Source organism: Providencia rettgeri (genome assembly GCF_041075285.1).
Classification (GTDB): domain Bacteria; phylum Pseudomonadota; class Gammaproteobacteria; order Enterobacterales; family Enterobacteriaceae; genus Providencia; species Providencia rettgeri_G.
Genome location: NZ_CP163512.1, coordinates 665749 through 678402, shown reverse-complemented (window position 1 = coordinate 678402; position 12654 = coordinate 665749). Strand labels below are relative to the sequence as shown.

Here is a 12654-nt window from a genome sequence, read left to right as displayed (position 1 = left end):
ACAATAATATAGACGCAGCAGTCAGGATCTATATTATTAAGTTAAATCAGGATGTTGCTGTAACCGCCGTAAAGAACGTTCCCTGCGAGTTTGTTCTCTGCTAATGTCTAATAGCAAATCTTCAATAAAAGACAGATGACGGTGAGATGCTTCACGCGCTTTTTCAGGTTCTCTTGCCATGATTGCCGCAAAAATTTGCGCTCTATGGGAGCTTACGGCGTTATACATCTCTTTACGGGTATACAAAAATTCAAAATTTTGACGGATGTTCTGTTCTAACATCGGGATCATACAGCGCAACAAATGCAGTAAAACCACATTGTGCGCGGCTTCCGTCACAATGAGTTGGTATTGAAGTACGGCATCCGACTCGGCCGCTAATTCGCCACTTTTTTGCGCTATTTCGATTAATTCATAACTTTGACGAATTCGTTCAAGATCTTCTTCTGTGCCACGCAGAGCAGCATAATAAGCCGCAATCCCTTCAAGTGCATGGCGAGTTTCGAGAAGATCAAATTGAGATTCAGGATTTCCTTCGAGTAGCAGCGCTAAAGGATCACTAAAACTTTGCCACATTTGTTTTTGTACGAAGGTACCGCCACCTTGGCGGCGAGATAGAAGCCCTTTCGCTTCTAATGTTTGAATTGCTTCACGCACTGATGGTCTAGAGACGTCAAACTGCTTTGCAAGTTCGCGTTCAGGAGGCAGCTTTTCGCCGGGGCGCAATGTCCCTTCGAAAATGAGATGCTCAAGCCGTTGCTCTATCACATCTGATAACTTTGGTTGGCGAATTTTACCGTAAGTCATAATCTGCCATATTCATAAGTGAGTAATTATTGATTATGTATTACCCAGTGTTAATTGGTAATACCAATTTGGTTATGGGCTAATAAAGTAACAAAGTATTCACTATCTGTCCATAAAGACCTTGCGCTAAATCATAAAATCCTGCAAATCTTAACAATTTATTTTAAAATTTAGCATGTTTTGATAACTAAATGACCAATCTCACGAAATTAGTTTTAACATAAAAAACGTTACTCAAAGCTTAAAAACACAAGCTGAAACGTAAAAGCACAATAAATGAATGAATAAATATTCAAATTTAGCACATTATAACTCAAATGATTTCGTGACTGCTTATTGTACTTAAATAATCGCGTTTTTTTGTTTCAAAAATGTTAAGTTAACAACTTATTTTATACTTATCTTAAATTCAAAAGTGACGTGCTTAGGGGCTGTTTATCTTTGCTACTGATTTTTACCGATTAAAAAGCTTAAGAAACAACCAAAAACTGGATAAATGACTCCGCGTGCTGACTGACGACTCTTTGAATCAACTCGATATCCCTCAACGCTGACCTACGGACTCGATTAAAGCACGTTTCACTCATTTAATGCTGCGTTGAGAGGCTCTTGCCGAGTTCACAAGGCGGCGAACCTCTCGCCTTACCTAAAATGGTTTTAATTCGAATAAAAATTGACCATTAAAGGTAAACAGCCCCAAGCAAAAATTGGTCAGTTTTTAGAATAAAGTTGATGTGTTAAAAAATACCATGCAAATACTTCAAATTTACGAATGTAGATATAAAGCACTTAGCGAAATACAAGAAAACTGCAAAATAAAATAATTCAACAGCGCTGATATCAGTTTTAAATAGGAGAGGCTCTAAGGGCTGTTTATTTTTGCTGCTGAGTTTTACCGCTAAAACTAAAAAAGGTTAAGAAACAACCCAAAAATGGATAAATGACTCCGCCGTGCTGACTAACGATCATTTGAACCAACTCGATATCCTTAAACGCTGACCTACGGGCTCGATTAAAGCACGTTTCACTCATTTGATACTGCGTTGAGAGGCTCTTGCCAAGTTCACTCGGCGGCGAACCTCTCCCCTTGCCTAAATGGCTTTAATTCGAATGAAAATTGACCATCAAAAGAGAGACAGCCCCTAGCCTAAGAATGGCTATCAACAAAACGCATTGATAAGTCCATTGCTTGAATGTGTTTTGTTAAAGCCCCCACTGAAATAAAATCGATTCCTGTTTCAGCGAACTCTTTGATTGTTTCTAACGTTACATTACCTGAAACTTCAAGCGCTGCCTTTCCATCCGTTAACACGACAGCCTCTTTCATCATTGTTGGCGTAAAGTTGTCGAGCATAATAATGTCTGCATTCGCTTTAAGTGCAAGTAGCAATTCGTCTAAACTTTCAACTTCAATTTCAATTGGTACTTCAGGGTGCGCTTGTCTGGCTAATTCAACCGCTTTATCGACAGAGCCGGCTGAAATAATATGGTTTTCTTTAATTAAATGAGCGTCTGAAAGCCCCAAACGATGGTTAAACCCGCCCCCCATAAGAACCGCATACTTCAACGCGGTTCTTAAACCTGGGATCGTTTTACGAGTATCAAGTAGCTTAGCACGTGTTCCTGCAAGCTCTTTAACATACATTGCCGTTGCTGTCGAAACAGATGAGAGTGTTTGAATAAAATTCAGCGAAGTTCGCTCCCCTGTTAATAAAACTTGCGAAGGCCCCTGCATTTCACACAACACTTGATTTGGCGTAACAGTATCACCATCTTGCACTTTCCAATCAATGTTGACTTGTCCGCCTAATTGAAGAAAGACTTCTTCTAGCCACTGTTTGCCGCAGAAAACCCCCTTTTCTCGTGTGATAATACGGGCGGTTGCGATGGTGTTTTCGTTGAGTAGTTGCCCCGTAATATCTTTTTTATAGTCAACAACTTGCCCAAGATCTTCTTTTAACGCCACTGTCACCATAAAAGGAATATCAACCGCTAATCGTTCTAAAAGGATGCTACGTCTTTGCTGTTCGTCATAACGTCTTATCGCCATTTCTTACTCCAAAATATGCTCTCGTCTTATTATATCTATGCTAATCTTTCCACTCAAAGATAACGACCCCTAACAAAAAGAAAACAGAATACTATGGATAACGAGATGAAAATACATAATGGTTGGTTAAATAATGTGACTCATATCCCCTCCCCTCACCATGATGAGCGGCCTGATGGTGTTACACCTTCTCTTCTTGTTATCCATAATATTAGCCTTCCCCCAGGTCAATTTGGTGGGCCTTATATCAACCAACTTTTCACAGGAACCCTAAACCCTCAAGAGCACCCATTTTTTGATGAAATAAAGCACCTTCGCGTTTCTGCCCACTGTTTAATTCGCCGTGATGGCGCTATTATTCAGTATGTTCCTTTCCATTTACGTGCTTGGCATGCGGGGCAATCCAGTTACCAAGGAAAAGAAAAATGTAATGACTTTTCAATTGGCATTGAGTTAGAAGGCACTGATTTTGAACCCTTTACTGAGGAACAATATCAATCTCTTATAGCTTTAACCCAACAACTTATTACTCAATACCCATCAATTGCCCACAATATTGCAGGTCATAGTGATATAGCGCCTTTGCGTAAAACAGATCCCGGACCTTTTTTTGATTGGCAGCATTATAAAAGCCAACTTGAATACTGATTTAATATTATTAGCCGCTAATATCTATTAATGTATTTGAGTGAACTTATATTCATTGATTATTTTTTAATTTAAAGAAAAAAAACAAATTAAACATAAAAACAAATTATCTTTTGCGAGGCCGCTCGAAAAAAAATGTAATAGAACATAACTTAGTCTATTTATCTACAAAGCGCCTCGTAGTATTAATTATCTTGAATAAAATCCATATAAAAAGCGCTTTATGATAGAACCTCACTTAACAACGGAGGTTTTATTATGCGTCAACAAGGATTTTCACTTATCGAAATAATGGTTGTTATTGCAATTATATCTATACTTGGTGTTATTGCGATCCCAAGTTATCAAAGTTATATGCAAAAGGCTGCAATGACTGAAGTCCTTCAAACCATTTTACCTTACAAAAATAGCATTGAGATATGCCACTTTAATTTTGGTAATCTGTCCCAATGTAGTAGTGGACAAGATAATATTCCAAATAATGTGACTAGCAAACATATCAAAACGATTAATGTTAAATCAGGGGTTGTGAAATTTAGTGGCGATAAAATATTATCAGACCTTAATGTAACGTTGACACCCGTCTCCACAACAGACAATTCAGCGTTTAAATGGAGTATTACTTGTGAAATAAAAAATAATGCAAGCTTGAAATCTTTGTGTGAAAAAACGTTTAGTTTTTAATTAGGGATAATTATGAGCATAACGAAAGATAACCAATTTATATATACTGAGCTTAAAAAACTCTGTGATAAAAATTATATTATTATCGTCGATTACAATCATAAAAGATTATCAATCGCCACAGTTAAAAAGCCTGATGATAATCTTATGGCAACGTTAAAATTTATTGCCAGTGTCCCTGTTTGTTATGATATCTGGCCCAAGGAGAAAATTGATCATTATTTTAATAGTGCAATACACCAGATAAAGGAAGAGGTTGTCGCCTATCAACCAAAGGAGCCTGAGCTATTAAACGTAACATCTCCCGCCGTTGATTTTGTGGAGAACTTGCTTAAAACAGCGATCCATAAGCGTTCATCCGATATTCATCTAGAACCTTCTAAGCAAGGGTTAAAAATTAGGATCCGCGTTGATGGGAAGCTTTACTTTCTTCCCCCTGCACCTTATGAAATTAATAATGAAATCATCGCGCGACTTAAAATACTCTCTAAAATGAATATAGCGGAAAAAAGGCGACCACAAGATGGGCAAATGAATTGGTATTTTGATGGTCAAAATTACAGCATACGCCTTTCTAGTATTCCCACACTGTATGGCGAAAAACTGGTATTAAGAATTCTTAATACTCAATTAAAATATTCACTAGAGCACATAGGGATGTGCTCTTCCCTTCTTAACTCGTTAAAAAAAATATTAAACCAACCTCAAGGATTAATCTTAGTCACAGGACCCACAGGAAGTGGCAAAACAGTAACTTTATATAGTATTTTAGAGTTTTTAAATCAATCGTCTCGAAATATTTCAACAATTGAAGATCCCATTGAAATTCCTTTGCAAGGTATTAATCAAATACAAGTTCATGAAAAATATGAACTTAGCTTCGCATTTATTCTTAGGGCGCTATTACGTCAAGACCCAGATATTATTATGATTGGTGAAATAAGAGATGAAGAAACAGCCAGAATTGCGACTCGCGCAGCACAAACTGGTCATTTAGTTTTATCCACACTCCACACTAATTGTACCGTAAGCGCTATAGAACGGATGGTGCAGTTAGGCGTAGAAAAAAAACAGCTAATATCTTGTTTAAAGATGGTGATAGCACAAAGATTAGTGCGTAAATTATGCCCTAAATGCAAAATATCTATACCATTTAGAACCCAATTAAATAAAAATTTAACGATTAATGAGTGGAAATCAAAAGGGTGTGAACACTGTTTTTCTGGCTTTATGGGAAGAACAGCTATTTATGAGTATATTGACCATCAAATTATTCAAAATGTGCAGGAACATCAAAGCCACAATATTGTGAACTTTCAGCGTCTTTTCCAATCAGGTATAAAACTTATTGAATCAGGTGAAACAACCCTACAAGAAGTTTGCGCTATTGTCGGTAACGAAGGAGTTTAGCATGTTCATCTATTCATATGTTGCTCTGAATACTAATAACCAAATAATTAAAGATACCTTATTAGCAAAAAGTAAAAAAAATGCCTTTATTATTATTACTGAGAATAACTTAGTTCCACTAAGAATTAATTTGAAATCGTTTTTTTATTTAGACCGTACTAATATTAACTACCGAATACATTTTTTTCAACAATTAGGCGCCTTAACATCATCAGGGATAACACTCGTACAAAGCTTAAGAATATTATCTGACAATTGCCACCTTCCATTTTGGAATATCTTTATTAAAAACCTAATACAACATATTGAAAAAGGTGATCTTTTTTCAGATTTTTTAAAAAAACACCCTCAGATATTTAGCAACACTATCATTAGCCTTGTCATCGTTGCAGAAAAAACGGGTAAGTATGATGAAAACTTTAATACTATTAGTTTTATGTTAGAACATAATGAAAAAATAGCGTTGCTACTTAAAAAAGCAATACGTTACCCATTCACTCTCTGCCTATTTTCTGGCATTTTACTCTGTATTATGTTTGTATATATTATTCCGCAATTTAAAAGTATCTATGACAATTTCCAACAAGAACTCCCTCTAATAACTCAAAGCATAATCGATATCTCCGATATAGTAACGACACAATCTCTGTATTTTTTATTGGCAATTTTCTTTCTCTATTTACTGATATTACGAATAAAAAAACATCACCACGCAAACCTGCATAGCGTTTTTTTAAAAATACCAATATTAAAAGACCTGATCAAACTTCATAGTCTAAGCATATATTTTCTAACAGTATCATCTACTTATAAAGTTGGTCTACCATTAAGCGACTGTTTAAACTGTACTATTAAGACAATCAACAATGAACAATATAAAAAAGAGTGTGAAATAATTTTATCTTCTGTTCTTAAGGGTAATTCCCTATCAAATTCAATGAAAAAGACGATTTTATTTCCAAGTTTATCTATACAGTTAATCTATATTGCTGAAGAATCTGGCCAACTTCAGTATTTTACAAACTACCTATTTAATTATTATACTGAGCAATATATGCTCTATATGGAAAAAAAGTTGAAAAACTTAGAGCCTATACTTCTTATTTTTATTTCGTTAGTTATTGGAATAATTATGCTTGCCATGTACTTACCAATATTTAACTTAGGTAATGTAGTCACTGGATTATAAGTTTTTTAGCAATATCTATTTTGTATTATTAACATAGTCTAACCGTATAGGATCATGTCATATAAGTATTTTTAACTACATTCACTAATATTAATTTGAATGAAGACAAAAGGGTAATTTCAGTGTAATCTATTTTTATTTACTGTAGGTGAATGATTAAATTTATGCCTTATATAGTTGCTTTAACAGGTGGGATCGGTAGCGGGAAAACAACCATTGCAAATGAATTTGCTAAATTGGGCGTCCCTCTTGTTGATGCTGACGTAATATCTCGTCAGGTCGTAGAGCCGAACACCCCTGCTTTAGAAGCTATCAGGTCGCACTTTGGCAACAAAATCATTTCCTTAGATGGCACGCTGAATAGAGGCCTGCTAAGAGAAATTATTTTTTCAAATCCTGATGAAAAAAAATGGCTAAACGCACTCCTTCACCCGCTAATTCAGCAAGAGACACAAAAACAACTTAACCAAGCCAATTATCCTTATGTCTTATGGGTTGTTCCTTTGCTAATTGAAAATAATAATTCTCATTTAGCAAATCGAGTGTTAGTCGTTGATGTTACTCCTGAAGAACAAATTCAACGCACAATAAAAAGAGATAATATAAGCCTTGAACAAATTAGGAATATATTAGAAGCACAAGCTAGTCGTGAAAAACGATTATCTTATGCAGATGATATTATTACAAATTATACTAAAGACACCGACATTCAAGACAAGGTAGCCAATCTTCACAAGCAATATTTGACATTAGCAAAAATAAAAACATAGGAATTAAAATGGGCGAACTCACAGCGACAAATTTTATCACTTATGAATATCCAATGAACGAAAAAATCCGTTCTTGGTTGCGCCTTGAAACTCTTTTGTCTCAAATTTATGAACTTAGCAATATAACCTCCTATTCCTCAGGTATTGCTTTTTTCCGTTCAGTCTCCGAACTGATTGAAATTCTTGATAGGGGGGAGGTTCGCTCAGATCTGATCAAAGAGCTTGAAAAACAGCGTACTCGTTTAGCTAATTGGGCGGGTGATCCAAATGCAGACAGTCAATTGATTAATTCGCTATTAACTGATTTATCCAACAAAATATCTCGTTTAATGTCCGCACCTCGATTTGGTCATCATCTACGAACTGACAAAATTATCAGTATGGTTCGCCAACGGTTAAGCATACCTGGCGGTTGCTGCAGTTTTGACTTGCCCACATTACAATTATGGTTGCATTTACCGCAAATCGAGCGTGACAAAGCTATTTCTGGTTGGCTACAAAGCCTCGACCCACTTAATGATGCTTTAAAAACAGTGCTATCTTTAATTCGCCAATCGGGGAAATTTGAAATTAAAGAATCTTATAATGGTTTTTACCAAGACAGCGTTGAAGGTAAAGAACTTTTACGTATCAAATTATCAGCCGACCACTTTATTTATCCACAAATTTCGGGTCACAAAACACGCTTTGCTCTACGTTTTCTACATATAGATAGCGAGAATGGTATACTCCCTGAAATAATCCGTTTTGAATTGTCTTGCTGTTAAATAGAGAAATGTCTTATGAGTGAAATCATTGAAGTTAATTGCCCAACATGTCAAAAAACGGTTATCTGGGATGAAAGCAGCCCTTTTAGGCCTTTTTGCAGTAAACGCTGCCAATTAATCGATCTTGGTGAATGGGCAAATGAAGAAAAACGCATTGCTAGCCAGAGTGATATCTCTGAAAGTGATGATTGGAGTGAGCAGCCCGATAACTAACGTTACGTTTTATAAAGTGGAAAATAGTTAAATAAAAACCATATTTATATTTTCCACTTTATTTTAAGCAATGACTAGTTCATCTATTATTGCGTAAGCATATCAACAATAATGCGATTTGCCGGTGGGAATTCATCCGCAACTAATGTTTTTTGTTCTACCCAACGTGAATCCTGCCCTTCTTTCCCATACGGTTCATTATCCCAAGCAGAAACAATAAAGAAATAGAGTGTAATAATTCTATCTTCAAACTCATGATCTTCGCGGTGAAAACGCTGGTACTCAGTAACGATAATCCCCACTTCTTCCTCAAGTTCACGGATTAAAGCGGCTTCAGGTAACTCACCTTGTTCTAATTTTCCGCCTGGAAATTCCCAAAAGCCCGCCATATGGGTACCTTTAGGACGTTTAGTAATAAAAATATGTTGCTGTGAATTACGAATAATTCCAGCAGCAATATGCAGATGTTTTTTTTCCATAATTTTTTCGTTAAAAAGGCGGGTTACCCCGCTTCAGACTGCTGACAAACATAACATGTTTGGCAGCAGGTTGGATAGGTTTTGAAAATAAACAAGGAAAATCAATATATTGATTTTCGCCTGATAACACAAAGTGGGAAAAACCACGCTTTTATCCCACTTTGTCAACAACCTCAGGCGGGTTACCCCGCCTATTATAGAGTTATCAATTAAATTATGTGCTGTCAGTTTAAACGACCATGGCATTGTTTATATTTTTTGCCTGAACCACAAGGGCATGGCTCATTACGACCAATTTTATGACCTTCTGTTGCTATTTTAGCTTCGGTTTTAGTCATTAAAGACTCTGCGGCCGCTTCGTGGCTCAGTTGTTGTCTCTTCGCTAAACGTTCCGCTTCTTCACGACGCTGCTGCTCTAATGCTTCAACTTCCTCTGGCAAGCGAACTTGAACCTTAGATAAGGTACTGATCACTTCATATTTCAAGGCTTCAAGCATATTGGCAAACATACTGAAGGATTCGCGTTTGTATTCTTGTTTTGGATCTTTTTGCGCATAGCCACGCAAGTGAATACCCTGACGTAAATAATCCATTGAGGCCAAATGCTCTTTCCATAAGGTGTCTAATGTTTGCAACATAACACCTTTTTCAAAGTTACGCATCGCTTCTGCGCCAACAATTTCCTCTTTGCGCGCATAGATTTCAACAGCCTTTTGCAAGACACGCTCACGTAACGTCTCTTCATGCAATTCAGGTTCTTTATCTAGCCACTCTTTCATTGGTAGATCAAGGTCAAAATCATTCACTAAACGCTGATGTAAGCCTTCTATATCCCACATTTCCTCTAATGATTGAGGCGGAATATAAGCATCCATTGTACTGGTAAACACATCCTCGCGAATGCTATCAACGGTTTCTTTAATATCGCCACCGTCGAGCAGTTCATTGCGTTGAGTATAAATAGCACGGCGCTGATCACTAGCAACATCATCATATTCAAGTAGCTGTTTACGAATATCAAAGTTACGGCTTTCCACTTTACGCTGTGCATTAGCAATGGCTTTAGTCACCCATGGATGTTCAATCGCTTCGCCTGGTTTCATACCCAGTTTTTTCATCATGCCTGTAACACGGTCAGAGGCAAAAATGCGCATCAACGCATCTTCCATTGATAGGTAGAAACGAGACGAACCTGCATCCCCTTGACGCCCTGCACGACCACGTAACTGGTTATCAATACGGCGTGATTCATGGCGCTCTGTACCAATGATATGCAAACCACCTGATGCTAAAACAGCATCATGGCGTTCTTTCCAATTTGCTTTGATTTCATCAATTTGTTCTTGTGTAGGATTTTCTAACGCAGCCACTTCTGTCTGCCAGCTTCCCCCTAACATGATATCGGTACCACGACCCGCCATGTTGGTTGCGATAGTGACTGCACCTGGAAGCCCCGCATTTGCGATAATATCTGCTTCCATTGCGTGGAATTTCGCATTCAGTACATTATGGTTAATTTTGGCTTTCTTCAGTGCATTAGAAATCAGCTCTGACTTCTCAATTGAAATTGTACCAACCAGCACTGGCTGACCATTCGAGGTTCTTTCACGGATATCTTCAATAATAGCTGCAAATTTATCTGCTTCATTCATATATACGAGGTCAGGTAAATCTTTACGTATCATTGGGCGGTTCGTTGGGATAACAATCGTATCTAACTTATAAATTGAGCTAAATTCAAATGCTTCTGTATCCGCTGTACCTGTCATACCCGCCAGTTTTTCGTATAAGCGGAAATAGTTCTGGAATGTAATTGAAGCTAAGGTTTGGTTTTCATTTTGAATTTCAACGCCTTCTTTCGCTTCTACTGCTTGGTGTAAGCCATCTGACCAACGACGGCCTTCCATTGTACGACCCGTGTGTTCGTCAACGATAACGATTTGGCCATCTTTAACGATATAATCTACATCTAAGGTGAACAGTGCATGTGCGCGTAAACCTGCCATCACATGGTGCATTAACATAATGTTTGATGGAGAATATAAGGACTCACCTTCATCCATTAAACCTTCTTTCGCCAGAAGCTCTTCAATTAATACCAGACCACGTTCCGTAATGGTAACTTGACGTGATTTCTCATCGACAGAGAAGTGCCCTTCCCCTTGGAAAGTATCAGAGTCTTCTTTTTCTTGGCGTTTCAGGTGCGGAATTAGCTTATCCACTTTTTGATAAAGTTCTGAGCTATCTTCTGCTGGGCCTGAAATGATCAGCGGGGTACGTGCTTCATCGATTAGGATTGAGTCGACTTCATCCACTAATGCATAGTGAAGTTTACGTTGTACGCGTTCTTCTGGGCTGAACGCCATGTTGTCACGTAAGTAGTCAAAGCCAAATTCGTTGTTGGTACCATAAGTAATGTCTGCGGCATAAGCTTCGCGTTTAGCAGGTGGAGCCATACCCGGTAAATTGATCCCTACCGTTAAACCTAAGAATTCAAATAATGGACGGTTATTTTCCGCATCGCGTTTTGCTAAGTAGTCGTTCACAGTGACAACATGAACGCCTTTACCACTTAACGCATTGATATATGCAGGTAATGTTGCTGTTAATGTTTTACCTTCACCAGTACGCATCTCTGCAATGCAACGTTCATTCAGTACCATCCCACCAATGAGCTGCACATCAAAGTGACGCATACCGAAAACGCGGCGGCTGGCCTCACGTACGGTTGCAAATGCTTCAGGAATAATACTTTCTAAGCTTTCACCTTTTGCTAAGCGCTCACGAAATTCGGTGGTTTTTGCTTTTAACTCGTCGTCCGACAATTTTTCAAAATCTGGTTCTAAGCGATTAATTTTTTCCACTTCTTTACGCAGTCTACGTAAAGTACGATCATTACGACTACCAAATACTTTGGTCAAAATTTTAGTTAACATACATTTAATCTCATTAAATCAATAAGTTATTTTACTATTGTAAAAATTTCAAGATGTGGATTTGCCAACATTTGTTGATAAATCGGATAAGAGATTAAGCAGTTAACGGACCTGCACGAATGCCATGGACCTGTGCAACCCAAATCGCAGGCTGATAGGTAATAAAGTGAGGATAAATATAATGACTGGTGAGTAGCACCGTGCTTTCGTGTGTCTGAAGTGAACGCTGTGCCAACATGGCATATAGCGTATCCAACATCAATTGTGGTGCAATAAGCTGTTCAGCTTCTTCTTTTGCACTACTTACGTCATCGTCCTCATTTGCAGAAAAAGCAAATGTGAGTTGGCGAATAACATTACGCACCGCATGTTGCTGCCAATAATTAACCGAGTATGATGAAGAGGAAGAAGAACGTTGAGAATTCTGCTGCGCAAATAAGTTATCAAATGCATTAATCGCTTGGTTTTGGCGATTCGCGGGTGACGAATTGACTTGCGTAAGTTGAGATTCAGAAAGCGCATTTAAAATTGTAGGTAAGCCGACACCCGTGGCAACTACACCTAATAACAGGTGAGACCAAAAGTATTTTCTACCAAGTTGTCGCCAAAAATTTAAAATGCCCATTAAACTCTTATATAATGAATTAGTGACAATATTATTATCTGCACATTCGTTTTCATCTTTGTTAGCCGGAGCCACA

The 12654-nt window shown here is 37.6% G+C and carries 12 protein-coding genes; 7 read left to right on the top strand and 5 right to left on the bottom strand.

Annotated elements, in window-relative coordinates; all coding sequences use genetic code 11:
• Nucleotides 1–36: 36 nt before the first annotated feature.
• Together pdhR and nadC are read right to left on the bottom strand one after the other, a co-directional pair.
• Nucleotides 37–807 (bottom strand): pyruvate dehydrogenase complex transcriptional repressor PdhR, encoded by a 771-nt coding sequence (gene pdhR, locus AB6N04_RS02995; protein ID WP_369310451.1) that lies wholly within the window; start codon nt 805–807, stop codon nt 37–39.
• Between the two features lie 1147 nt (nt 808–1954).
• Entirely contained in the window at nt 1955–2857 is a 903-nt protein-coding gene (gene nadC, locus AB6N04_RS02990) for a carboxylating nicotinate-nucleotide diphosphorylase (protein ID WP_369310450.1), read from the bottom strand.
• Nucleotides 2858–2962: 105 nt separating this feature from the next.
• Here nadC and ampD point away from each other — a divergent pair, with 105 nt between their 5' ends.
• The 7 genes from ampD (at nt 2963) to yacG (ending at nt 8538) form a co-directional block, all read left to right on the top strand.
• On the top strand, nt 2963–3505 hold the full coding sequence (gene ampD / locus AB6N04_RS02985; protein WP_369310449.1) for a 1,6-anhydro-N-acetylmuramyl-L-alanine amidase AmpD: 543 nt from the start codon (nt 2963–2965) through the stop codon (nt 3503–3505).
• 258 nt (nt 3506–3763) lie between these two features.
• Nucleotides 3764–4189 carry a prepilin peptidase-dependent pilin gene (ppdD, locus tag AB6N04_RS02980; RefSeq protein WP_369310448.1) on the top strand — a complete coding sequence of 142 codons (426 nt, stop codon included), beginning with the start codon at nt 3764–3766 and terminating at the stop codon, nt 4187–4189.
• A gap of 12 nt (nt 4190–4201) precedes the next feature.
• The gene (locus AB6N04_RS02975; RefSeq protein WP_369310447.1) at nt 4202–5599 is read left to right on the top strand and encodes an ATPase, T2SS/T4P/T4SS family; all 1398 of its coding nucleotides are present in this window, start codon (nt 4202–4204) and stop codon (nt 5597–5599) included.
• Nucleotide 5600: 1 nt separating this feature from the next.
• Nucleotides 5601–6788, top strand: a complete 1188-nt coding sequence (locus tag AB6N04_RS02970; RefSeq protein ID WP_369310446.1) for a type II secretion system F family protein — start codon at nt 5601–5603, stop codon at nt 6786–6788.
• 164 nt (nt 6789–6952) lie between these two features.
• A complete protein-coding gene (gene coaE, locus AB6N04_RS02965; protein ID WP_369311940.1) occupies nt 6953–7558 on the top strand; it encodes a dephospho-CoA kinase in 606 nt (201 codons plus the stop codon).
• 8 nt (nt 7559–7566) lie between these two features.
• The gene (zapD, locus tag AB6N04_RS02960; protein ID WP_369310445.1) at nt 7567–8325 is read left to right on the top strand and encodes a cell division protein ZapD; all 759 of its coding nucleotides are present in this window, start codon (nt 7567–7569) and stop codon (nt 8323–8325) included.
• A gap of 15 nt (nt 8326–8340) precedes the next feature.
• Entirely contained in the window at nt 8341–8538 is a 198-nt protein-coding gene (yacG, locus tag AB6N04_RS02955) for a DNA gyrase inhibitor YacG (RefSeq protein WP_369310444.1), read from the top strand.
• 86 nt (nt 8539–8624) lie between these two features.
• On the opposite strand, the gene mutT is transcribed toward yacG, so the two are convergent.
• From mutT to secM, 3 genes are all read right to left on the bottom strand, one after another.
• The gene (gene mutT, locus AB6N04_RS02950; RefSeq protein ID WP_369310442.1) at nt 8625–9017 is read right to left on the bottom strand and encodes an 8-oxo-dGTP diphosphatase MutT; all 393 of its coding nucleotides are present in this window, start codon (nt 9015–9017) and stop codon (nt 8625–8627) included.
• Nucleotides 9018–9241: 224 nt separating this feature from the next.
• Nucleotides 9242–11953 (bottom strand): preprotein translocase subunit SecA, encoded by a 2712-nt coding sequence (gene secA / locus AB6N04_RS02945; protein WP_369310441.1) that lies wholly within the window; start codon nt 11951–11953, stop codon nt 9242–9244.
• A gap of 94 nt (nt 11954–12047) precedes the next feature.
• On the bottom strand, nt 12048–12578 hold the full coding sequence (gene secM / locus AB6N04_RS02940; protein WP_369311938.1) for a secA translation cis-regulator SecM: 531 nt from the start codon (nt 12576–12578) through the stop codon (nt 12048–12050).
• Nucleotides 12579–12654: the final 76 nt, after the last annotated feature.